Below are 22,558 nucleotides of genomic sequence, written 5' to 3'. Positions count from 1 at the left end.
ATGTTTTGACTAAAAAAAGCAGGTAATGTTTCACCTGCTTTTTTTATTTATTCATTTAATAAATAATGCTTTCCTTTTACTAAATAAAATACATTTTCAGCAATATTCGTAATATGATCTGCTACACGCTCAATGTATCTCGCCACAAACGATAACTGTGTAATTTGCGTAATTGTTTCTGGTTGTTCCGGAATTGAAGAGATAAATTCACGGATTGCTTTTCCATATATTTCATCAACTGAATCATCCATTTCAGCAATTTGTTTTGCAATAGTTAAATTCTCTTGCTCATATGCTTCCAGTGCTAAATTTAACATCTTATGAGCAATCTCAAACATTTCGTCAAGATTTTGCAAACTAACTGTCACTTCTTTTTCCCCGAGACGAATTGTAGATTTCGCAATATTTACAGCATGATCTGCAATACGCTCTAAATCTGTTGCTGTTTTAATTGAAATAAAAATTCTTCGTAAATCACTCGCTACCGGCTGCTGCTTCGTAATAAGCATAAGTGCAAGATCATTTATTTCCTCTTCTAAATTATCCATACGATAATCACCGTCTATAACCTCTAACGCTTTCTCTACATCTCTTGTATGCAAACCTTCCATCGCAAGTAATAAAGCTTCTCTCGCTAGCTCACCAAGCTCAATCACCTTTTGCTGTAACGTTTTTAAATCCCATTGAAACTGTTCTCTTACCATTGTTTCTTCCCCCTCAATATTATGTGCCATTATATATAAATCTCCTACGTAGCCCCTTACGCCTGTAATAAGCTTAAAGATAGGAGAAGTATTCATTCTCTATTTAAATGAGGTAAAAATAAGAAACGCCCTCTGTTAAGAGGGCATTTACTCTTAGCCTTGCTAGCGACATCAACCAAATCGGCCTGTAATATAATCTTCTGTTCGTTTATCTGAAGGTGTCGTAAATAATTTGTTTGTATCTGTATATTCCACAACTTCTCCACTTAAGAAGAAAGCAGTTTTGTCTGAAATACGAGCTGCTTGTTGCATGTTATGCGTTACGATAACAATACTAAAGTCTTTCTTTAACTCTTGAATTAGTTCTTCTACTTTTAATGTTGAGATTGGATCTAACGCCGACGTTGGCTCATCCATTAAAATAACGTCTGGCTCAATCGCTAAACAACGTGCAATACATAAACGTTGTTGCTGTCCACCAGATAAACCATATGCATTATCGTGCAAACGATCTTTCAACTCATCCCAAATCGCTGCTCCACGTAAACTTTTTTCAACAATTTCATCCAATGTTTTTTTATCACGAATACCATGAATTTTCGGGCCGTATGCTACATTTTCATAAATAGATTTTGGAAATGGATTTGGCTTTTGGAATACCATTCCTACATGCGTTCGTAATTCTTCAACTGGATATGATTTATCAAATATGTTGCGTTCTCTATATTCAATTACACCTGTAGTTCGAACGATCGGTACTAACTCTACCATACGATTTAATGTTTTTAAGTACGTTGATTTACCACAACCACTTGGACCGATAATTGCTGTAACTTCATTCTCATGAATACTTAAGTTAATATCCTTTAAAGCATGGTCTTCGCCGTACCATAAATTTAAGTTTTTCGTATCAAATACTACTTTCTTTGGTGCAGTCTCGATTTTCTCTTCGTTTTTCACCTGTACATTTACTACTGTTGCTACCATTTGAATTCCCCTTTCATCCACTTCCAACTTATTTTCGATTTCGTAACCATAAGACAAATATATTGATAAAGAGCAACAAACCTAACAAAACAATCATCCCAGCTGCTGCTACGTACTGAAATTCTTCTTGTGGTCTACTCATCCAATTAAAAATTTGAATTGGTAAAACTGTAAACCGATCAAACATACTAAATGGAACATAGTTTGCAAATGCAAGCGCTCCGATAACTAACAGCGGTGCCGCTTCTCCAATTGCTCTTGATATGGCTAACGTACAACCCGTTATAATTCCCGGGAAAGCATACGGCAGTACAACCCGATACATCGTTTGCCACTTCGTAGCACCTAATCCGTAAGAAGCCTCTAATAATGAACTTGGTACAGACCTAATTGCTTCTTGACTAGCCACAACAACTGTCGGTAAGACGAGTAAGCTCATCGTCAATGCCGCTGCGACGATACTCTCTCCTAAATGAAGAGCATATACAAAAATAGTTAAGCCGAGTAGTCCAAATACAACGGAAGGTACCCCTGCTAACGTTTGATTATTAATTTCTACTACCTTTTTAAATATAGATTCCCTCGCATATTGCTCTAAATAAAGAGCAGTCCCGACTCCAAATATAAAGGAGACTGGTATAACAATACTCATAAATAATATTGTTCCTGACAAAGCTGCAGCAATCCCAGCTTCCTTCGGATTACGTGAAGCGAAGTTTGTAAAAAAATCTATTGAAAGATAACTTATACCTTTTTCAAAGATTTGAAAAAGCAAAATAAACAGTATTACTATTGAAAACCAAATTGCTATATAAAATGACAATTTGTAAATTCGGTCTTTTAAAAAACGTGATGCCATATTTTCTTGTATTTTTTTATGATTCAACATTCGCATATTATGTCACCCTCCTAAAGCGGCGCATAATAGACTGCGAAATGATGTTCATTATAAAAGTAAACAAGAATAACGTTGCGCCTACAGCGTACATACTGTAATAAGTAATCGTTCCATGCGGAGCATCACCTAAACTCACTTGCACAATATAGGCTGTTAACGTTTGAATCGAATGTGTCGGATCAAGCGATATATTCGGTGTGGATCCCGCCGCAATTACAACGATCATCGTTTCACCAATTGCCCTGGAAGCTGCTAATATAATCGCCGCTATAATCCCTGTAAAAGCCGAAGGAAACACGACTTGTTTTACCATCTCAAATCGAGTTGCTCCGAGTGCTAACGAAGCTTCTTTCGTCCCTTTCGCTACAGCTCTCATCGCGTCTTCAGACAGAGATGCAATTGTAGGTATCAGCATAAATCCAATAACAACCCCTGGACTAATTGCATTAAAAAACTGTACATCTGGTATAATCCGTTGTAAAAGCGGCGTGATAATTGTTAATGCAAAAAAGCCATATACAATTGTCGGAATGCCTGCTAATAGCTCTAACATTGGCTTTAATATTTTCCGTGCACTATTTGAAGCATATTCGCTTAAAAATACGGCACAAGCTAAACCAATAGGTATTGCTATGAACATAGCGATTACTGTTACAAGGAACGTTCCACATATAAGTGGTAATATACCGAACTTAGGATCTTCAAAAAAAGGTAACCATTCTTTCCCCGTCAAAAAGGAGTATAATGGTATTTTTTGAAAAAACATCATTGTTTCATTGGCAAGTGTAAAAATAATTCCAAGTGTCGTCACAATAGACACGCTAGCAATTATTTTTAGTAATAACGGAACCATTCGATTGATTCGCTGCGTTTTTTTTCTTTGTTTTGTATTTCTTTCAATCAAATGTTGTACAGAAAATGTAATTTGACTTTTGTCATTATGAGCCAAAGATGAAAACCCCTTTCCACCCTGACATTACCTTTTTATTTCTGTTAACATTCGCAGCTGTTCATTATATTTTTCTTTTGGTAATTTCACATATCCTACCTCTTCAGCGAGGTTACCAACATGATGAATCATAAACTCAACATAACTTGCTACATTCATTTTATTTCGGATTGATGCATCATTCACATAAGTAAATAGCGATCTAGATAAAGGCTTATACTCACCTGATTGAATGGTCTCTTTCGTCGGAAATACACCATTTACTCTTATCGCTTTCACCTTATCTCGATTGGCCATATAATAAGCATATCCTACAAAAGCAATGGCATTTTTATCATTCATTACTCCTTGCATAATAACTTGATCATCTTCAGACAAAGAGACTTTTTTTACAATGCGACTTTTTTGTAAGATGACATTTTGAAAATAATCATAAGTACCAGAATCTACACCTGGCGCATAAAACTTCACTTGTTCACGTGGCCATGATGAATGAATTTGTGACCATCGCTTCTCTCTTCCATCTTCACTCCATAATAGACGTAACTCGTCTATTGACATATCATCTACCCAATGATTTTGACGATTTACAACGATCGTAAGACCATCGTAAGCCACTTCAAACGGTGTAAACTGAACGGAGTTTTTCTTCATTTCATTTTCTTCCACTTGTTTCATTACTCTTGAAGCATTATTTATATCTACTTCTCCTTTACTGAAACGATTAAATCCTCCTCCTGTTCCAGATACACTGATCGAAATTTTCACATTTGGATGCACCTTTGTGTATTCCTCCGCTACTGCTTCTATAATAGGAAAAACTGTTGAGGATCCATCAACTCTCACTTCTCCCATTTCACTCACAGCAAATGCAGTAGTCATGCCAAAACAAAGGAAACATATCGGTAATATGAAAACTTTAATCGACGTACTCATCCATTTCACGTGTTCTTCCTCCTAGAAGTAACCGGAAATAACAGGATTACAGATATAAGAATACTGCTAAACTATTAATTCGGTTTTAATTGTTTGTAAAAGTTTTGTAAAGTTCCACAAGAACCAACATAAGGTGAAATTTTAATCCATAGCAAACTGTTCATCCACACTGATTATTAGCCCGTAAAATCGTTATCCTCCCATCACACAATATACAAGTATCATTTGTGAGATTGCGTACTTTTTTCAATCTTTTATACTTGTCCACATTTATTACACGATATGCATAAACTATAAAAAAAAGCACACTATCTTTTCAGATAGTGTGCTTTTTTTACAACTATTTTATTCAGCATCTTGCTCTTTATTTTTATTATCTTTTTCATCTTTTGGAGCTTCGCCATTTTCTTGCTTTTTCAACTCAAAGTAAGCGTCCATAATATCACGGCTAATATAACCGTTAATACCTGATTTATCATCTACCCAAGGTACAACTACAGAGAACGCTACTTCTGGATCATCAGCTGGCGCATAGCCTACTAATGTTAAGTTATATGTCTCTTTACGCTCACCTTTTGCATTTCTACCAATCTCTTTATCTCCGCCATACACTGTTTGAGCTGTACCTGTTTTACCAGCAGCTGTATATTTTGCAGTCGAGAAGTAACTTAATGCCGTACCACCCGGGCTGTTAAATACTTGCTTAAACCCTTCTTGCACACGTTTAATTTGTGATTCAGGCATATCAACACGATTTAATACTTTCGGTTCCATAGATTGAACAACTTTTCCAACTTCTTCTGGTTTCGCCGATGGTTGACGAATTTCCTTCACAACTTGCGGCTGCATACGGTAACCACCATTTGCAATTGTTGACACATACTGCGCTAATTGAAGCGGTGTATACGTATCATACTGTCCAATTGATAAATCTAATAAGAAACCTGGAATATTGTCTGTTCTACCTTGTTGTCCAGAAGATTCATTCGGTAAATCAATACCTGTTTTCACGCCAAGTCCAAACTGTCCAAAATAATAACGCATCGTATCATATGCTTTTTGTGGTATATCTAACGTACCGCCTCTTACATATGGAACACCTGCAATATTCATCGCTGTTTTAAACATATATACGTTAGAAGACATTTTTAATGCTGTCAAATCATTAATATATCCCATCGTCTTCCAAGAAGATTTTTTCGGCGTTCCTTTTAATATGATCGGTTCATCGAGTTGAACTGATCCCGGTTGAATCGCGCCTGTTTGATATCCTGTAAGTACTGTCGCACCTTTTACAGTCGATCCCATCGGATAAGAACTTGTCATCGTTCCTAGTGCGAAATCTTGTACTTTCGTTTCCCCATTTTCATTCACTAACTGTTTCCCAGCCATAGATAAAACTTCACCATTTTTCGGATTCATCATTACAACGAATGCACGATCTAAAAGAGGTTGTCCCCCTTTATATTTCAATAAATTTTTAGTGATAATTTCTTCCACACGCTTTTGTAATTCCATGTCGATTGTTAAATTTAGGTCATTGCCTCGTTGTCCTTGTGATACATTAATTGTTTCTAAAATATTACCATTTTTATCGGTAACATTTTTCACTTCTGATTTCGTACCGTGCAGGCTATCTTCATATTGCTGTTCAAGATAACTTTTTCCTACTCGGTCATTTCGGTTATAATCACGAACAAGGTAGTAATCTAATCGCTCTTTCGGTAAACCTTCGTCAGAAGTTGTTACGCCTCCAAGTACACTTCGGAACAAATCACCATCATATGCGTATTTTCGTTCCCAATCAACATTCGTATCTACACCTGGTAATGTCGCTAGATTTTCACTAATAATCGCATATTCTTCTTCTGTAGCATCTTTTTTAATAACTTGAGGTGTCATTGCATATCCGCCGTCCATTTTGCTTTTAATCGCTAATATTTCTAGATCTTTTGCGGATAATTGATTCACTTCTTCTTCTGTCACACGACTTCTTTGACGCTCGTCTAATTGTTTATCGTCAATTTTGTTGTCTTTCAATTCTTGACGATCTTTATTCGTAATTTTTTCTTTTGCTTCCTCTTTGTGCATAGCAAGCCAATAATCTTTTTTATCACGATCTGTTAATTTATCTGTTGGTACTTCAATCAACTCTGCTAATCTTTCCGCTGTTTTTAAGCGATCTTCTGAAGTTGATCCCTTCATCTTTGTAAATGTAATTGTACGAACGGCTGCATTATCTACTACAGGTCGCCCATAACGATCAAATATTTTCCCACGCGGTACTGGATTACTTACCGTGGAGTTCTCTTTCTTCTCCACTTCATTCTTATATTCCTCGCCGCGAACAATTTGTACATACCCGAGCCTTACAATAACCGCGGAAAACATTAAAAACACGCAAAAAAACAGCACGTTTAACCGAAATGGAACGTGGGTCTTTTTCTTTTGTTGCTTCTGCTTCTTACTCATACAAACCCCCTCTACCAACAGCTATGTAATGTGAAAGGGACACCTTCATACAGGTGTCCTCACTGCTGTCTTACATCTTTTTCTATTCTAGCATAAAATAAACGAGAAGTTAACCTTCTGGTTCTGTTTGATTTTGCGCGTTCCCTTGCGCTACAACACTTGTTTTCCCCGCATTTCCCTCTTCATATTTGACATTTTTAACTGCAAAATAGATAAGAAAATGTCCAGCACCTAAAATGCATAATAAGAAAGGTAAACTTTTTTCAGGTGGGAAAAATAGAACCGCACACAAAAAGCTTAAAATGGAACAAATTCTACCGGCATTTAACCATAGTTCTCGGACAACTACATATTCTACACGCCACTCTCTCGCATTTTTTGCTCTACCAATTACGTCATATGTCATTGATCCGTACGGAACGAGTAAAATAGGGTATGCAACCGCGATACATGCTGCATAAATAAGTAATTTTGTATATGTAACATTGAATATAACTAAAAATACGACAGCATATAAAATAATGCCTCCAAGTAAAATTGCTTTTTTTCGCCACTCTTTCTTTAACATACGAGTGACTAAGTAGTAACATATAAATGATACTGTAGAATTTACTAAGCTATATTTCCCTAATGCAAGCTCACTATCAGTTGCTAAATAAACATACACAGAAATGACAAAAATAAACGTACCTTCTCTCAATCCCTGAAAAAAATGAGCCCGTGTAATTCTCCCCCAATTTTTATCAATCCGTCGCTCTTTCAATACTTCCACGACTTCATAACGTCCTTCACATTCCCTCTTAGATAAAAAAAAGCTTAAAACGACTGCAATTGCAAATAACACTAATGAAAGAAAGAATATGACAGTATAACCACTCCATTTTTCCATACGTGAAATTGTATATCCTGCCGCTATTGGTCCAATCATTCCAGAGAAGGATGTAAGGAGCCCGAGAAACCCGTTAAAGAAATCTCTTGTTTCTGGTTCTGTAATCTCAAATGTCAATAAGTTAAACGCTAACCAGTAAAAACCATATCCGACTCCTAAGAGAGCTCCCATTAATAAAATATAGTGAGAAGCGCTTTTTCCCGCCACTAAAACAACGATAAAAAACACAGCTAACGTTCCCACACCTATTCGTAACAAGATCGAGCGATCAATACGTTTCGCAAATTTCCCACCTACAAGAAATGTGAGAGGCTGTAATACAACGCTGGCCAAATTATACAAGCCAAGATTCACATAATTTTGTGTTTGTTTCCATAAATAAATGTTAACAAATGTATTCGATAAAGAAATTGCGAGCGTGTATAAGCCTCCAATAAGGAGCAATAACACTAAATCCCGATTCACTTCAACGTCACCAATTATATGTTTCCACTTCATACACAACTCTCCTTTACTTCATGTTCTAGTCTTCCAAAGACAAGCCCAATTATGTAAAAGGAAAGCATAGAAAAAAAGCTAGGAGCATTCTCCTAGCTTTTTTCTATAATTGTTACAATTATTTTGCTTCTTGGTAACGTTTTTCAGCAGCGTTCCAATCTACAACGTTCCAGAATGCACCGATGTAGTCTGGACGACGGTTTTGGTAATGTAAGTAGTAAGCATGTTCCCAAACATCTAAACCGATAACTGGAGTTTTACCTTCAGTTAAAGGAGAATCTTGGTTTGGAGTGCTTGTTACTTCGATCTCACCGTTATTTACTACTAACCAAGCCCAACCAGAACCGAAGCGAGTTGCGCCAGCTTTTGCGAATTCTTCTTTGAATGCATCGAAGCTACCAAATTTCGCTTCAATTGCAGTTGCAAGTTCGCCTACTGGTTGTCCGCCACCGTTTGGAGATAGGATTGTCCAGAAGAATGTATGGTTCGCATGTCCGCCACCATTGTTACGTACTGCTGTACGGATTGCTTCTGGTACTTCATTTAAGTTTGCAACTAATTCTTCAACGCTTTTGTCAGCTAATTCTGCATGACCTTCTAAAGCAGCGTTTAAGTTTGTAATGTACGTGTTGTGATGTTTTGTATGATGGATGTTCATTGTTTCTTTGTCAAAGTGAGGCTCTAATGCATCATACGCATAAGGTAAATTTGGTAATTCGTGTTTTGCCATTGTTATATTCCTCCCAGTTTATGTATTGCCACTAATATGCGACATACAACTTCATTCTACCCTAATTGCCATAGGGTGCAAACAAATAAATCACATTGTCTTGCTATCATTAAAGTAGCAAAATTCCCATTTCTTTTCAATTAAAATGCTCATATATTCCGTAAAAAAAAGCTCCCTTCTACAAGGAAGCTTCCTGCTAACGTAATAAACTTATGAAATGGATATGGACCCTGTAGGACTCGAACCTACGACCGGACGGTTATGAGCCGTCTGCTCTAACCAGCTGAGCTAAGGGTCCACAATTATGTATGTAACAATATATCAAATAACTGAATTCCTATCGGATATATTCTTTAAGAAATGTAAGATAAATTTACCATATACAAAAGAAAAGTGTCAATTGTATTTTTCTCTTTTAAAAGTAGAAAATTAATAAAAGAGAAATTCAGTTCCCTCCTCTATATATAATATAACTTGAGATTCCCTAGATTCGTACGTTACAATGATTTTATACATACATAAAGGAAGTGAATCCATGTCCATATTTACCCAATTCGCAAAAAGTGTATACTCGCCTAAAGATATGGCGTTATTCCGTTTTCAAAAAATCGGTAAAACCATTTTGTATATTATGCTACTTTGCCTAATCACTACTATTCCAAGAACTTTTTTGTACGGTAGTTTTATCCAAGATGGTGTAAGCATGGTAAATCAAGTCATCGATAAAGATTTACCTGATTTTAAAATTGAAAATGGTGAACTAAAAGCTGATATTGATCAACCTATTGAAAAAGAAGAAGGAAATGCACTTTTCGTATTTGATCCAAATTCAACAGACATAGAGAAGTATCAAAATAAAACAGGTTTATTTGTTTTAAAAGATAAAGTAGTCTCTACGGGAAATGGTCAAATACAAACGTATTCTTATAACGATTTGTTAGGTGCATCTCTCGAGAAAAAAGATCTACAAGAATTTATTTCTTTATTCGATAATATTTATCCAATTTTATTATTTGTTATTGGATTCTTAGTGTACCTATTCCAATTATTCATCACTTTTGTAGGCGTGACTTTACTTGCGTTCATCGGTTCTGCAATGAGCGGTCAACGTAAACTATCCTATAAACAAGTTTGGACACTAACTGCATACAGCTACACAATTCCAACCATTTTCTTCATGATTATGGATTTATTTAAGATCGTCGTACCTGGGGCAACGTTCATTTATATCGCAGTTGTTTTAATCGTTCTATACTTAACGATTAAAGAAGTACCCAAACCGAAAGAAAAATAAAAAATGCCTAAATAGGCATTTTTTTTTTGGACAAGCATATATTCCTAGCAAAGGAGTGAAGAATATGAAAAGATTAGGTATATTCTTATTCGTGCTTGTTCTCGGCTATATATTTTATTACGACATAAAAATCGGCACTTTACCGATGTTAAGTTCATATAAAAAAACAACCGCTGCTCAAACTATAAAAAAAGAAGACACAGATACAAAACAGAATAAAGATACTAAAGCAGAAAAAGAAACTGATGTAGCTTATAAAACAATCGAAGTAAAAACTGGTGAAACAGTCCTCTCGATTACAGAACAAATTAATAAGAAAAAAATTCCTTCTATTGAAAAAGTGATTGATGATTTTAAACAATTAAATAAAAGTACCACTGCTACAAAAATACAAATTGGAAAGTCTTATAAATTCCCGTTATATCAATAAGCTATCACTTAATCCTTGTCAATTACATAAAGGCGCTGATACAATAGTAAAAGTGAAACCGAGCACTTCGGTTTCTATAGCCCTGTATCACGTATACTATCATTGATATGAGGGACTAAATAAGAAACTTCTTTTATAAGGAGAGCGATCTATTCGTGAATGAAATGACTCATCGTACAAAAACACGTCCAGTTAAAGTCGGTAATTTAACAATTGGCGGTAATAATGAATTAATTATACAAAGTATGACAACAACAAAAACACATGATGTTGAAGCAACAGTTGCTGAAATTAAACGTTTAGAAGAAGCTGGCTGTCAAGTTGTTCGTGTTGCCGTTCCAGATGAACGCGCAGCAAATGCTATTGCTGATATTAAAAAACAAATCAACATTCCACTTGTTGCTGATATTCATTTTGATTATCGCCTTGCTTTAAAAGCAATTGAAGGTGGCATTGATAAAGTACGTATCAATCCAGGTAACATTGGCCGTCGCCATAAAGTAGAAGCTGTTGTAAATGCGGCAAAAGAGCGCGGTATTCCAATCCGTATCGGTGTAAACGCTGGTTCATTAGAACGCCATATTTTAGAGAAGTATGGCTATCCAACTGCTGATGGTATGGTTGAGAGCGCACTACACCATATTAAAATTTTAGAGGACCTAGATTTCCATGATATTATCGTATCAATGAAAGCCTCTGATGTTAACTTAGCAATCGAAGCATACGAGAAAGCTGCTCGCGCTTTTGATTATCCATTACATTTAGGTATTACAGAATCTGGAACATTATTTGCCGGAACTGTAAAGAGTGCCGCTGGTCTTGGTGCAATCTTAAGCAAAGGTATCGGAAATACACTACGTATTTCATTAAGTGCTGATCCAGTTGAAGAAGTAAAGGTTGCGCGTGAACTATTAAAGTCATTCGGTCTTGCATCTAATGCAGCAACACTGATCTCTTGTCCAACTTGTGGTCGTATTGAAATTGATTTAATTAGCATCGCTAATGAAGTAGAAGAATATATTTCTACACTTCAAGTACCAATTAAAGTTGCAGTACTTGGTTGCGCTGTAAACGGTCCTGGTGAAGCTCGTGAAGCTGATATCGGTATTGCTGGTGCACGCGGAGAAGGATTATTATTCCGTAAAGGGCAAGTCGTTCGTAAAGTACCAGAGGAAACAATGGTAGAAGAACTGAAAAAAGAAATCGATGTAATTGCTGCTGAAATGGCTGCTGAACGAGAAAAAGAAAAAGAAACACAAGAACAATAAAAAGAAGCTCGTCAGTTCTATAACCGACGAGCTTTTATTTTGCACATTTTGGACAACGGCCGTATATTTCAAACTTATGACCCGTTACTTCATAACCGTTAAAATCTTTATTCATAAAATCCATTGGGCAGGAAGTAATCTCTTTCGTCCCTCCACAATCTAAACAAATAAAATGATGATGATGTTCCATAATTGAACATGTAAAACGAAAATGCTTTTCACCATTTAATTCCGTTTGCTCTAAAACACCAATTTCAGCAAAAACCGTTAAGTTACGATAAATCGTATCGAAGCTGAGTCCTGGATAATCATCCTTCATATGCTCTAAAACATCTTTTGCAGTTAAATAACGATTATGAGCTGCGAATAATCTCAGCATCTCTTCCCTTTTCCCCGTATGTTTGTATCCTTTTTCCTTCATTAGGCGTAAAGCTTCTGTTAGATTCATACCTATCCCTACTTTATGCAGTTTTTTTCTTCTTCCATAAAATTGCACCGATTAAAATAAGAACTGCTATCATAACAATTGTACCACCTGGTGCTAGATCAAGTTGATACGAAGCAAACATTCCACCAATTACTGCAATTTCACCAAATAAAATGGAAAAGAAAATGGTTTGTTTAAATCCTTTTGCAATACGAATACTTGCTGCAACTGGTAATGTCATTAAAGATGATACGAGAAGAACACCTACAACACGCATTGATACCGCGATAACAAGCGCAACTAAAATAATAAAAATAAAGTGAATCCACTTTGCACTCAAACCAGTTGATACAGCATATTCTTCATCAAATGATAGTAAAAACAACTCTTTATATAATAAAATAATCGTTGCAATAACAACAATTGCTACAATACCGATAATAATTAAATCCGTACTTGTAACAGCACTTACACTACCAAATAAATAACTAAATAAATCTGTGTTAAATCCATTGGCAAGCGAAATGAAAATAACACCGATTCCCATTCCCGCTGAAAGAATAATTGGAATCGCTAATTCTTGATAATGCTTATATACAGTTCGTAACTTCTCAATTAGTAACGCTCCACCTATTGAGAAAATCATCCCCATATATAGAGGATTTAAAAATCCACCTGTAAAAATTGTTTTTTCAAGTAATAAACTTGCCGCAATACCTGATAACGTCACATGGCTTAATGCATCTGCAATAAGCGACATGCGGCGAATGACAACAAACACACCAATAAGTGGCGCGACAAGTCCTATTAAAATCCCTGCATATAAAGAGTTACGTAAAAAGTCATATTGTAAAAAATCTTGTATCATTATATCCTCCCGTGATGCTCATGTTCGTGTTCTAAACGGTGAACATGATGCCCATATAAAATAGACATTTCTGCATCTTCTAACTCTCGGAATTTCTCTACATTACCATGGAAATGTAGATGTTGGTTTAAGCATGCAACATGTGTTACCTTCTCGGTAACTGCTCCCATATCGTGCGTAACAAGAATTAACGTGATGCCCAACCTTTTGTTTAAATCCTCTAATATCTCGTAAAAGCTTTCTACATTTTTCACATCGATCCCAACAGTAGGCTCGTCCAAAATAAGCAATTGTGGATCACTTACAAGTGCGCGAGCAATAAATACACGTTGTTGTTGTCCACCAGAAAGTTCTCCAATATTGCGTCCTTGAAATTCACTCATACCGACATCAGCAATTGCTTTTTCTACTTTTTTCTTATCATCTTTCGTAAAGAAGCGAAAAAGACCTTTTTTCGAAACAAGTCCCATTGACACGACCTCAAAAACTGTTGCTGGGAAACCTGAGTTAAAACTACTTGCCTTTTGTGATACATAACCAACTTTATTCCATTCTTTAAACTTCTTACTATCAATACCAAACAATCGAATGCTTCCTTGTTTCGGCTTTAAAACACCCAATAAACATTTAAGTAAAGTCGATTTCCCTGAACCGTTCGGCCCAACTAAACCTAAAAAAGCTCCCTTCGGAACTTGCAAATTAATATCTTCTAACACGTTGCGATCTTCGTATCGAAACGTTAATCCTTCTATTTCCAATATATTATTCATAGCATCTCACCTATTTTAATTCAGAATGATTCCGATTTATATCTATTTGAATTATAGTACAGCTTATTATAGTTGTAAACCAATCTGCCTAAAATATATCATTTATTTCAAGAAACCTTACTATTATAACAAAAAGCAGAGAAAAATTCTCTGCTTTCGAAAAATATTCCTATAAAGTGAAACCTTAATTAGATAAGGCCATCCTCTATCGATTGGTGAGGGCTTTTACCGGATACATTTTTAGTGAATTGCCGATTTAAACTTACCACCATTTGTCTCTTGTGTACTCATAATCGTAACAAACGCATTCGCATCAATTTCATACACAATTGATTTTAACTTTGTCACTTCCAGACGCGTTACAACTGCATAGATCACTTCTTTTTCTTTATCCGTGTAACCGCCTTTCGCTACAAGCTTTGTAGTTCCACGACCGAGACGATGCAAAATCGCATTTGATACTTCCTCATATTGATCTGATACAATTAAAACGGCTTTCGTTTCATCTAACCCTTGAATGACTGTATCAATCGTTTTGAATGCGATGTAATACGTCATAACAGAATACATAGCTTGTTCAACACCAAATACAAATGCTGCCCATGCAAAAATGAATAAGTTCACAAACATTACAAATTCGCCAACGGAGAAAGGTAATTTCTTCGTTAATAAAATACCCATAATTTCTGTTCCGTCCATTGATCCACCATGACGAATAACGAGTCCTACACCAAGCCCTAAAATAAGACCACCAAACACTGTCGCTAAAATAGGCTCTGTTGTAAATGGCGGAACAGCATGTAACGTTGATTCAATAAACGCTAAAGCTACAATACCGAACGCCGAAGATAGCATGAATGTTTTTCCGATTTGCTTATAACCTGAATACATAAACGGAATATTGAGAACAACAACCAAAGTTGAGAAACTTAACCACCAAATATTAGGAGTAAGATAATCTAAAATAAGAGAAATACCAATAATTCCACCATCAATAATCTTATTTGGCATTAAAAATAGTTCAATTGCTACCGCCGCACATGCTGCCCCAAAAACAATCATAACTAAACGATAAATAAGATGAATAACACTTTCTTTTCGATGTTGCTTTTGCTCCATAAATCCTCCCCATACTCTTTTTCTATAGTTTTGTCCTTATATTATAACATACGCTTCTTTTTCTCATGAAAAAAGAAACTCTATACGAATATGTACAAGCTACGTACTCATATATTTCGATAGAAGAACGTGTGAAGGAGGATAACTCGATGAACCTCATTAAACAACTTGTAAATAAAAAATTAAATCACATTTCCACAAAAGAGTTATTGAAATATAGTAAAGAATATGAAGTTCCAATTACGGCTGCACAAGCTGATCAAATTGTTGTACTTATAAAAGGAAAGAATATTAACATTTACGATAACAATGAGAGACTAGAGCTCTTAAAACAAATCGCAAAAGTAACCTCTCCTACTACCGCTCAACAAGTAAATACTTTATTTCAACAACTACTAAAATAAGGAGGGGAAAAGTCCCCCTCCTTATTATTATTGCGCTTTAATTTTTTCAAGAATCCCCTCATCAAACGTACCATTTTTCAGCATTTCGATTTCAAATTTATATGGTGGCTTCTTATCTTTTTTATCTTCACCTACATACGGTGTTTCAAGAATTTTCGGCACGTTCATTAACTGCGGATGATGTACAATGTGATGCAACGCTTTATAACCGATATGACCGAAACCGATATTTTCATGACGGTCTTTTCCTGCGCCGCGTACATTTTTACTATCATTAATATGAAGTACTTGTAAACGATCGATACCAACAATCTTATCAAATTCGTTTAATACACCGTCAAAGTCATTTACAATGTCATATCCTGCATCGTGCGTATGACACGTATCAAAACATACTGATAGTTTTTCATTATATTTTACACCATCAATAATTTTTGCAATTTCTTCAAAACTACGGCCGCATTCCGTTCCTTTTCCTGCCATCGTTTCTAACGCAATGTTAACCGTCTGGTCTGGCGTTAATACTTCATTAAGCCCTTTAATAATTTGTTGAATACCAGCATCTGCTCCTGCACCAACGTGCGCACCTGGGTGAAGGACGATTTGTTTCGCCACACCTAATGCTGATGTTCTTTCAATTTCCATGCGAAGGAAGTCTACACCTAATTGGAATGTTTCTGGCTTCGTCGTATTCCCAACATTAATAATATATGGCGCATGTACGATAATTTCTTCAATACCGTTTAATTCCATATGTTTTCTTCCTGCTTCTATGTTCAATTCTTCAATTGGTTTTCTTCTTGTATTTTGCGGTGCACCTGTATAAATCATAAACGTCGTTGCACCGTATGAAACAGCCTCTTCACTTGCTGCTAATAACATTTTCTTACCACTCATGGAAACATGAGATCCAATCTTTAACATACAATCACCTCTTCAATATACAATAGATATAATGATAGCATAATTTGTAGAAATATGTAGTGAATTGTTTTTTCCATTCTCCACTGATTATTGCCCCCGCAAATAGCGGGATAAAAAAAGATAAGGGAAGTCCCTTATCTTTTTTTATTGCTATATTTTCTCTTCACTTTGTCACGTTCTGTTGCAAGTTTGCGTTTATAGTTCGGTTTTACTTTTTTCGGCTTTTTAACAACTTTTGTTGCCATAACGTCCATTTCATCATTTGGTTTTTTACGACTCTTACGACGACGACGTTCACCTAAATCTGCCCACTCATCTCCACGTAAATCTACATGTTTGAACTCGATATGACGTTGTTTTTCTAAGCTATCTAACGCTTCTTCGTTTGCTGGATCATAAATTGTCACAGCAATACCTGAATGACCTGCACGTGCTGTTCTTCCAACGCGGTGAACGAAGAAATCTAAATCTGATGGAAGCTCATAGTTAATAACATGGCTAATTCCTTCAATATCAATACCACGTGCTGCTAAATCAGTTGCAACAATATATTGGAATTCAAGGTCACGAATTTGTTTCATCATTTTTTTACGATCACGCGGTGATAAATCTCCGTGAATTCGTCCAACTTTTAAGCCACGTTCCATTAATCCGTCAGCAACCTGATCTGCCATCTTCTTCGTATTCGTAAAAACAACTGCTAAATACGGTTTAAATTGTAGCAACATTTTGTTCACTAAATCGATTTTGTTACGATGTTTAGAAGGTACTAAATAATGTTCAATATTTCCAGCCGCAACTTGTTTTGGATTGATATGAATATGCTCTGGATTCTCCATATATTTCTTCAGAAACGGTTTTAGTTTTTGAGGAATTGTTGCAGAGAAAACTAGCATTTGCAAGTTTTTAGGCATGCGTGCTGCAATTTTATCTACATCATGAATGAATCCCATATCAAGCATTAAGTCTGCTTCATCGACAATAATCGTATTTGCTTTATGAACAAATAACGCTTGTTCTTCTACTAAGTCTTTAATACGTCCTGGTGTTCCAACTACAATATGAGGTTGTTTTTTCAACTTTTCAATTGATCGTTGTTTATCAGTTCCACCAATTAAACAACGCGCTGTAATCAGTTGATCTTCCGCACAGAACTTTGTTAATTTCACGATTTCCTCGTAAATTTGTTGTGCCAACTCACGAGTAGGCGCTGTAATAACAAGTTGTACTTCTTCACGACTTGGATTAATTCTGTTCAGTGTAGGAAGTAAATATGCATGTGTTTTCCCAGAACCTGTTTGGGATTGTCCAATTACACTTACACCTTTTTTCACGACCGGGAAAATTTTCTGTTGAATTCCTGTCGGCTCTGTAAAGCGTAGTTCACGAACTGCATCTATTAAAAATGGTTTAAAATCATACTGTGTAAAAGTTTGTTGTGTCATAAGTTACACCTTCTTTCTAAATTTCTACTGCGCGCACAAATCAGTCAAGTCTACATTATATCGAAATCTACAAGTAAAATCCATCTTTAGTTTAGGTTTTTCCTTTAAAAACTAACCTTCTTCCCTTTCATTGCATATTGTATGTGTATATACCTAACTGAAGAAAGGAGGATTTCTCACATGTTTCCGAAATCCCCTATAAGGCAAATGTATCCGAATCCAGGACAGCAACCTTACACACCATATCCAATTCCACAACTACCACCGATGGCACAAAAAAAGAAAGGATTTCTTGCTAAACTCTTTAAAAAACACGATCCAACCGAGCCTTTCATGCAAATGGTCTCACCTTATCGACAAATGGAAGGGCCTCCAATGATGCATCAACATCAGCAGCAACCGCCACCCCAATATCAACAACAATACCAGCAGCAATATCAACAGCAATACCAACAACAATATCCGCAGCAATACTCACAGCAATATCAGCCATACATGCAGCAGCATCCTGAGCAAATGATGCCCCCTCAAATGTATGAATCAAATGAAACGCGCGGCGGTGCAGCAACTACAGCAGCATCGAGTAGCGGCATCGGTAGTTTTTTTGCGAACTTAATTTCGAATCCAACTAATATGATAAACAATATTGAAAAAGTATCCCAAGTCGTTCAATCTGTAAGCCCTGTCGTCGAACAGTACGGTCCTATTATGCGTAACCTACCAAGCATTGTTAAAATCCTCACCTCTGGAAAAAGTACGGAAGAAGATCAGGCTGAAAATCAGGCTGAAGACGTAGCAGAAAAGGTTGAGGTAGCAACTTCACCTCCTCCACAAAAAAAAAGAAAAAGAAAAAAAATAGTGATTGAGCCAGTCATAGAAAAAGAAGTACGAGAGGAGCCTGTTCAAAAAATAGCAACAAAACCAAAACTATATGTGTAACAATCCTTTGTTTTCTATCCACTCCTCCTTTATAATGTAAAAGACTATGCACAAAAGTATCCCTTGTTTAGAAGGAGAGGATTACTCATATGAAAATTGTTAAAATTTCCCCTCGTGGTTATTGCTACGGTGTTGTGGACGCGATGGTTATTGCACGTAACGCCGCATTAGATACATCATTACCAAGACCTATTTATATTTTAGGTATGATTGTTCACAACAAACATGTAACAGATGCATTCGAAGAAGATGGCATCATTACATTAGACGGTCCAAGTCGATTAGAAATTTTGGATAAAATCGAATCGGGTACTGTTATTTTCACTGCACACGGTGTTTCTCCAGAAGTTAAACAACGTGCAAAAGAAAAAGGTTTAACAACAATCGATGCCACTTGTCCAGACGTTACAAAAACACATGATCTTATTGAAGCAAAGAAGGCTGAAGGATACCATGTCATTTATATCGGTAAAAAAAACCATCCCGAACCAGAAGGCGCGGTTGGTATTGCACCTGATATCGTTCATCTTATCGAAAGAGCTGATGATTTAAAAACGTTAGAAATTCCAACTGATAAAATTTTAGTTACGAATCAAACAACGATGAGCCAATGGGATGTTCAACATTTAATGGAGGACATTCAGAAGAAATTCCCAACAGCAGAATTCCATAAAGAAATTTGCTTAGCAACTCAAGTTCGCCAAGAAGCTGTCGCTAAACAAGCAGATGTTGCCGACTTAACAATTGTTGTTGGTGATCCGAAAAGTAACAACTCAAACCGTTTAGCACAAGTATCACAAGAAATCGCTGGTACGAAAGCATACCGCGTTGCTGACGTAAGTGAAATCAAATTAGAATGGCTACAAGGTGTAGAAAACGTAGCTGTTACAGCAGGCGCTTCTACTCCAACACCAATTACAAAAGAAGTTATCGCTTTCTTAGATCAATATGACCCAATGAATCCCGCTACATGGGAGAGAGTTCGAAAAGTACCGTTACAAAAAATATTACCTCGCGTGAAAGTGAAAAAAGAACAATAATAAAAACCGTTGCCTATATGAGCAACGGTTTTTACTTTTCTTATACAAATGTAAATGGATCTGTATGTAACTGCGAAGCATGAATGTTTACATTCATTTTCTTTGCATCTACTTTTTCTTGCAATTGCTTCTGCACACCTTGCTTCATTACTTTTTCAACGTTATGTCCTGGGTCAACTATATTTAAACCGAGCATCATCGCATCATGAGCAACATGATAATACATGTCACCTGTTACATATACATCCGCTCCTTTAAATTTAGCTTGATTGATATATTTGTTACCATCACCACCAAGTACAGCTACTTTGCGCACTTTATCATCTAATTTCCCAACAACGCGCGCACCCTTTACATCTAATGATTGCTTTACATGCTCTGCAAACTGTCCAAGTGTCATTTCTTCTTGTAAATATCCTATTTTTCCAAGCCCTAATGTTTCGCCTTTATTATCCAGTGGATACACATCATACGCTACTTCTTCATATGGATGTGCCGTTAATATTGCTTTAATCACTTTTCGCTGTAGTGAAGCTGGAATAATCGTTTCGATTCGCATTTCGTTTACGCGTTCTAACTGCCCAGTTTCCCCGATATAAGGATTTGTCCCCTCTTGAGGTACAAACGTGCCTGTACCCCCGCTATTAAACGTACAGTGGCTGTAATTGCCGATATGACCAGCTCCTGCATCTCCTAATGCTTTTCTTACTTCTTCTGCATGAGTTTCAGGTACAAACACAACGATTTTTTTCATTTCTTCTGCGTATGTCGGTGCCAAAACTTCTGTATTTTGCAATCCTAACGCCTCAGCAAGTAAATCATTTACCCCGCCCTTAGCAACATCCACATTTGTATGTGCTGCATAGATTGCAATATCATTTTTAATACACTTTTCAATAATTTTCCCATACGCCTTATCTGTATGAATCGCTTTTAACGGGTTAAAAATTAAAGGATGATGAGCAATAATGACATTCGCTCCTAATTGAATTGCTTCATCCACAACTTCTTCCGTTACATCTAACGCAATTAATACGTGCTGCACGGGTTTATTAAGTGCTCCAATCTGCAGGCCAATCTTATCTCCTTCCATTGCCAAATGCTTCGGATACATACTTTCAAATAAAGAAATAATTTCATGGCCATTTGGAATTTTACTCATGATAAAACCTCCCTTATCATTTTCATTTTCGCTTCTACTTCCTCACGCTTCGCTTTTGTTTCTTCAGAATCAGCCGCACGTTCTAACTGTTTTAAAATATTTTGGAAGTTTTTTAATTCTCCTTCCCATTTTTCAACGAAAGCTTCACTTTTTTCTTTTATTAAAAATGATCCCATAAACAATTCAGCTTGTTTATTTTCAGAGTAAGGCGCTACAACATTTCCTCGCTCACCTACTAAAATCTCGTAAATTTTCCCATCTTCTTTTACGATTTTTTCATGGATAAGCTCCCAACCATTTTCAATAAACCATTCACGAATGTGATGTGCTGCAATATTCGGCTGTAAAATTAAACGCGTTACACCTTCTAATTTTTCTTTACCACTTTCTAAAATGTCACGAATTAACGCTCCGCCCATTCCGGCAACCGTAATTACATCTACTTCTCCTGGTGTGATTACCGCTAATCCATTCCCTTTACGTACATCTACTTTATCTTGTAAGCCACTTTCAGCTACAGTTGCTTGCGCAGAGCGAAATGGTCCATCTACAACCTCTCCAGCAACTGCTTTTGTAGCAATATTATTTATAATTGTATAACACGGTAAATACGCATGATCCGATCCAATATCAGCAACTGTAGACCCTACCGGTATTTCACGTACAACTTCTTCTAATCGTTTTGAAAGCTTTACTTCATTCATGTATTTCCATTACTCCTTCTCTTGTCAGTCTGTCTCCATGATAATGAATTTATAGTAGTTGTTGCAAGCCTATAACAACAATTCACTTCTTTATCATTCATCGTATTTTAGAAAATATAGAAAAACAAGCCCTTTGCATAAGCAAAAGACTTGTCATACGGAACTTTATTTTTTCTTCGATAACCAATCAGCTACTTTAGCAGCTTGATCAGCCGGAACTATGTTTGGCGGCATATTTCCTTTTCCTTTCGAAATAACTTCTTGAATCTCTTCTTTCGAAAGCTTTCCACCAATTTTTTGTAAATTAGGTCCTACTGCCCCTTGTAACTGATCACCATGACAGCTCGTACAGCTTTGCTTCACAATATCCTCTGGTTTTGATGCTGTTTGTGCTGGCTTCCCGCCATTTTTTGCATCAGCTAACTCTTTAGATTTATTTAGCCCCTGAAATGAAAATACAAACATAACGATAATACCCAATGCTGCAATAAGAGCGAACGGAATCAGCGGATTACGTTTCATATCTCTTCTCCCCCCTCTATACCCCTAAATAGTTAGATGATTCAGTCATTTCCATTGTACTTGAAAACGCTCTATCAGAAAAGAGTAAACTACCACTTGTTAAAAATATTCCATAAATTCAGTTTATTGTTTTTTGTTGTCATATCGCTTATTATTTCGATAATTATTAACGTTTCTCA

The 22,558-nt window shown here is 36.2% G+C and carries 23 protein-coding genes and 1 tRNA gene; 6 read left to right on the top strand and 18 right to left on the bottom strand.

Going from position 1 to position 22,558, the window contains the following annotated elements:
• Positions 1-47 precede the first annotated feature (47 nt).
• From phoU to BAQ48_RS23190, 9 genes are all read right to left on the bottom strand, one after another.
• Complete coding sequence (gene phoU, locus BAQ48_RS23230) at positions 48-704, bottom strand: phosphate signaling complex protein PhoU (protein ID WP_033665537.1); 657 nt, start codon at positions 702-704, stop codon at positions 48-50.
• A gap of 171 nt (positions 705-875) precedes the next feature.
• Positions 876-1,691, bottom strand: coding sequence for a phosphate ABC transporter ATP-binding protein (gene pstB / locus BAQ48_RS23225; protein WP_000226681.1), 816 nt, complete (start codon positions 1,689-1,691; stop codon positions 876-878).
• Positions 1,692-1,719: 28 nt separating this feature from the next.
• Positions 1,720-2,586, bottom strand: coding sequence for a phosphate ABC transporter permease PstA (gene pstA / locus BAQ48_RS23220; protein WP_071712995.1), 867 nt, complete (start codon positions 2,584-2,586; stop codon positions 1,720-1,722).
• 1 nt (position 2,587) lies between these two features.
• Positions 2,588-3,538 (bottom strand): phosphate ABC transporter permease subunit PstC, encoded by a 951-nt coding sequence (gene pstC, locus BAQ48_RS23215; protein WP_071712994.1) that lies wholly within the window; start codon positions 3,536-3,538, stop codon positions 2,588-2,590.
• A gap of 27 nt (positions 3,539-3,565) precedes the next feature.
• On the bottom strand, positions 3,566-4,483 hold the full coding sequence (locus tag BAQ48_RS23210) for a PstS family phosphate ABC transporter substrate-binding protein (protein ID WP_071712993.1): 918 nt from the start codon (positions 4,481-4,483) through the stop codon (positions 3,566-3,568).
• A 336-nt stretch (positions 4,484-4,819) separates the two neighbouring features.
• Positions 4,820-6,946, bottom strand: coding sequence for a peptidoglycan D,D-transpeptidase FtsI family protein (locus BAQ48_RS23205; RefSeq protein ID WP_071712992.1), 2,127 nt, complete (start codon positions 6,944-6,946; stop codon positions 4,820-4,822).
• A gap of 109 nt (positions 6,947-7,055) precedes the next feature.
• On the bottom strand, positions 7,056-8,333 hold the full coding sequence (locus BAQ48_RS23200) for an MFS transporter (protein ID WP_071712991.1): 1,278 nt from the start codon (positions 8,331-8,333) through the stop codon (positions 7,056-7,058).
• 118 nt (positions 8,334-8,451) lie between these two features.
• Positions 8,452-9,063 carry a superoxide dismutase [Mn] gene (gene sodA / locus BAQ48_RS23195; RefSeq protein ID WP_071712990.1) on the bottom strand — a complete coding sequence of 204 codons (612 nt, stop codon included), beginning with the start codon at positions 9,061-9,063 and terminating at the stop codon, positions 8,452-8,454.
• 224 nt (positions 9,064-9,287) lie between these two features.
• Positions 9,288-9,361 (bottom strand) — tRNA-Ile (locus tag BAQ48_RS23190).
• Positions 9,362-9,598: 237 nt separating this feature from the next.
• On the opposite strand from BAQ48_RS23190, the gene yqgB reads away from it, so the two are divergent.
• From yqgB to ispG, 3 genes are all read left to right on the top strand, one after another.
• Complete coding sequence (yqgB, locus tag BAQ48_RS23185; protein WP_071712989.1) at positions 9,599-10,357, top strand: protein YqgB; 759 nt, start codon at positions 9,599-9,601, stop codon at positions 10,355-10,357.
• Positions 10,358-10,421: 64 nt separating this feature from the next.
• Positions 10,422-10,787, top strand: coding sequence for a hypothetical protein (locus tag BAQ48_RS23180; RefSeq protein ID WP_000825412.1), 366 nt, complete (start codon positions 10,422-10,424; stop codon positions 10,785-10,787).
• 164 nt (positions 10,788-10,951) lie between these two features.
• Positions 10,952-12,055: a flavodoxin-dependent (E)-4-hydroxy-3-methylbut-2-enyl-diphosphate synthase gene (gene ispG, locus BAQ48_RS23175; protein WP_161114734.1), complete on the top strand. Its 1,104-nt coding sequence runs from the start codon at positions 10,952-10,954 to the stop codon at positions 12,053-12,055.
• Between the two features lie 34 nt (positions 12,056-12,089).
• On the opposite strand, the gene BAQ48_RS23170 is transcribed toward ispG, so the two are convergent.
• The 4 genes from BAQ48_RS23170 to BAQ48_RS23155 all read right to left on the bottom strand — a co-directional run bounded on the left by BAQ48_RS23170 (position 12,090) and on the right by BAQ48_RS23155 (position 15,239).
• Positions 12,090-12,503: a Fur family transcriptional regulator gene (locus BAQ48_RS23170; protein ID WP_001054515.1), complete on the bottom strand. Its 414-nt coding sequence runs from the start codon at positions 12,501-12,503 to the stop codon at positions 12,090-12,092.
• 13 nt (positions 12,504-12,516) lie between these two features.
• Positions 12,517-13,350, bottom strand: coding sequence for a metal ABC transporter permease (locus tag BAQ48_RS23165; protein WP_071712988.1), 834 nt, complete (start codon positions 13,348-13,350; stop codon positions 12,517-12,519).
• The gene (locus tag BAQ48_RS23160; protein ID WP_071712987.1) at positions 13,350-14,120 is read right to left on the bottom strand and encodes a metal ABC transporter ATP-binding protein; all 771 of its coding nucleotides are present in this window, start codon (positions 14,118-14,120) and stop codon (positions 13,350-13,352) included. Before BAQ48_RS23160 ends, BAQ48_RS23165 begins: the two co-directional genes overlap by 1 nt.
• A 240-nt stretch (positions 14,121-14,360) precedes the next feature.
• Complete coding sequence (locus BAQ48_RS23155) at positions 14,361-15,239, bottom strand: YitT family protein (protein WP_000435965.1); 879 nt, start codon at positions 15,237-15,239, stop codon at positions 14,361-14,363.
• A 149-nt stretch (positions 15,240-15,388) separates the two neighbouring features.
• Between BAQ48_RS23155 and BAQ48_RS23150 the strand changes: the two genes are divergently transcribed.
• Entirely contained in the window at positions 15,389-15,643 is a 255-nt protein-coding gene (locus tag BAQ48_RS23150) for a DUF2624 domain-containing protein (protein ID WP_001048964.1), read from the top strand.
• 27 nt (positions 15,644-15,670) lie between these two features.
• On the opposite strand, the gene BAQ48_RS23145 is transcribed toward BAQ48_RS23150, so the two are convergent.
• Together BAQ48_RS23145 and BAQ48_RS23140 are read right to left on the bottom strand one after the other, a co-directional pair.
• Positions 15,671-16,567, bottom strand: coding sequence for a deoxyribonuclease IV (locus BAQ48_RS23145; protein ID WP_000912452.1), 897 nt, complete (start codon positions 16,565-16,567; stop codon positions 15,671-15,673).
• 134 nt (positions 16,568-16,701) lie between these two features.
• On the bottom strand, positions 16,702-18,012 hold the full coding sequence (locus BAQ48_RS23140) for a DEAD/DEAH box helicase (protein WP_000194033.1): 1,311 nt from the start codon (positions 18,010-18,012) through the stop codon (positions 16,702-16,704).
• Between the two features lie 180 nt (positions 18,013-18,192).
• Between BAQ48_RS23140 and vrrA the strand changes: the two genes are divergently transcribed.
• Both vrrA and BAQ48_RS23130 read left to right on the top strand, forming a co-directional pair.
• Entirely contained in the window at positions 18,193-18,951 is a 759-nt protein-coding gene (gene vrrA, locus BAQ48_RS23135; protein ID WP_071712986.1) for a VrrA/YqfQ family protein, read from the top strand.
• Between the two features lie 89 nt (positions 18,952-19,040).
• The gene (locus tag BAQ48_RS23130) at positions 19,041-19,991 is read left to right on the top strand and encodes a 4-hydroxy-3-methylbut-2-enyl diphosphate reductase (protein ID WP_000706674.1); all 951 of its coding nucleotides are present in this window, start codon (positions 19,041-19,043) and stop codon (positions 19,989-19,991) included.
• A gap of 40 nt (positions 19,992-20,031) precedes the next feature.
• Here BAQ48_RS23130 and BAQ48_RS23125 read toward each other — a convergent pair whose 3' ends face one another.
• The 3 genes from BAQ48_RS23125 to cccA all read right to left on the bottom strand — a co-directional run bounded on the left by BAQ48_RS23125 (position 20,032) and on the right by cccA (position 22,379).
• On the bottom strand, positions 20,032-21,153 hold the full coding sequence (locus BAQ48_RS23125; protein WP_071712985.1) for a Nif3-like dinuclear metal center hexameric protein: 1,122 nt from the start codon (positions 21,151-21,153) through the stop codon (positions 20,032-20,034).
• Positions 21,150-21,857 carry a tRNA (adenine(22)-N(1))-methyltransferase gene (locus BAQ48_RS23120; RefSeq protein ID WP_071712984.1) on the bottom strand — a complete coding sequence of 236 codons (708 nt, stop codon included), beginning with the start codon at positions 21,855-21,857 and terminating at the stop codon, positions 21,150-21,152. Before BAQ48_RS23120 ends, BAQ48_RS23125 begins: the two co-directional genes overlap by 4 nt.
• A 165-nt stretch (positions 21,858-22,022) precedes the next feature.
• Positions 22,023-22,379, bottom strand: a complete 357-nt coding sequence (gene cccA, locus BAQ48_RS23115) for a cytochrome c550 (protein ID WP_000828147.1) — start codon at positions 22,377-22,379, stop codon at positions 22,023-22,025.
• Between the last annotated feature and the right edge of the window lie 179 nt (positions 22,380-22,558).

Origin of the sequence: Bacillus luti, assembly GCF_001884105.1 — a bacterium.
GTDB classification, from domain to species: domain Bacteria; phylum Bacillota; class Bacilli; order Bacillales; family Bacillaceae_G; genus Bacillus_A; species Bacillus_A luti.
This window is presented reverse-complemented; position numbering and strand designations above follow the sequence as displayed.

What these genes read in the sequence shown, in the direction of transcription:
- phoU (WP_033665537.1), bottom strand. Translation starts at nt 704, where the DNA reads ATGGTAAGAGAACAGTTTCAATGGGATTTAAAAACGTTACAGCAAAAG.
- pstB (WP_000226681.1), bottom strand. Translation starts at nt 1,691, where the DNA reads ATGGTAGCAACAGTAGTAAATGTACAGGTGAAAAACGAAGAGAAAATC.
- pstA (WP_071712995.1), bottom strand. Translation starts at nt 2,586, where the DNA reads ATGCGAATGTTGAATCATAAAAAAATACAAGAAAATATGGCATCACGT.
- BAQ48_RS23205 (WP_071712992.1), bottom strand. Translation starts at nt 6,946, where the DNA reads ATGAGTAAGAAGCAGAAGCAACAAAAGAAAAAGACCCACGTTCCATTT.
- BAQ48_RS23200 (WP_071712991.1), bottom strand. Translation starts at nt 8,333, where the DNA reads ATGAAGTGGAAACATATAATTGGTGACGTTGAAGTGAATCGGGATTTA.
- sodA (WP_071712990.1), bottom strand. Translation starts at nt 9,063, where the DNA reads ATGGCAAAACACGAATTACCAAATTTACCTTATGCGTATGATGCATTA.
- yqgB (WP_071712989.1), top strand. Translation starts at nt 9,599, where the DNA reads ATGTCCATATTTACCCAATTCGCAAAAAGTGTATACTCGCCTAAAGAT.
- BAQ48_RS23180 (WP_000825412.1), top strand. Translation starts at nt 10,422, where the DNA reads ATGAAAAGATTAGGTATATTCTTATTCGTGCTTGTTCTCGGCTATATA.
- ispG (WP_161114734.1), top strand. Translation starts at nt 10,952, where the DNA reads ATGACTCATCGTACAAAAACACGTCCAGTTAAAGTCGGTAATTTAACA.
- BAQ48_RS23170 (WP_001054515.1), bottom strand. Translation starts at nt 12,503, where the DNA reads ATGAATCTAACAGAAGCTTTACGCCTAATGAAGGAAAAAGGATACAAA.
- BAQ48_RS23165 (WP_071712988.1), bottom strand. Translation starts at nt 13,350, where the DNA reads ATGATACAAGATTTTTTACAATATGACTTTTTACGTAACTCTTTATAT.
- BAQ48_RS23160 (WP_071712987.1), bottom strand. Translation starts at nt 14,120, where the DNA reads ATGAATAATATATTGGAAATAGAAGGATTAACGTTTCGATACGAAGAT.
- BAQ48_RS23155 (WP_000435965.1), bottom strand. Translation starts at nt 15,239, where the DNA reads ATGGAGCAAAAGCAACATCGAAAAGAAAGTGTTATTCATCTTATTTAT.
- BAQ48_RS23150 (WP_001048964.1), top strand. Translation starts at nt 15,389, where the DNA reads ATGAACCTCATTAAACAACTTGTAAATAAAAAATTAAATCACATTTCC.
- BAQ48_RS23145 (WP_000912452.1), bottom strand. Translation starts at nt 16,567, where the DNA reads ATGTTAAAGATTGGATCTCATGTTTCCATGAGTGGTAAGAAAATGTTA.
- BAQ48_RS23140 (WP_000194033.1), bottom strand. Translation starts at nt 18,012, where the DNA reads ATGACACAACAAACTTTTACACAGTATGATTTTAAACCATTTTTAATA.
- vrrA (WP_071712986.1), top strand. Translation starts at nt 18,193, where the DNA reads ATGTTTCCGAAATCCCCTATAAGGCAAATGTATCCGAATCCAGGACAG.
- BAQ48_RS23130 (WP_000706674.1), top strand. Translation starts at nt 19,041, where the DNA reads ATGAAAATTGTTAAAATTTCCCCTCGTGGTTATTGCTACGGTGTTGTG.
- BAQ48_RS23125 (WP_071712985.1), bottom strand. Translation starts at nt 21,153, where the DNA reads ATGAGTAAAATTCCAAATGGCCATGAAATTATTTCTTTATTTGAAAGT.
- BAQ48_RS23120 (WP_071712984.1), bottom strand. Translation starts at nt 21,857, where the DNA reads ATGAATGAAGTAAAGCTTTCAAAACGATTAGAAGAAGTTGTACGTGAA.
- cccA (WP_000828147.1), bottom strand. Translation starts at nt 22,379, where the DNA reads ATGAAACGTAATCCGCTGATTCCGTTCGCTCTTATTGCAGCATTGGGT.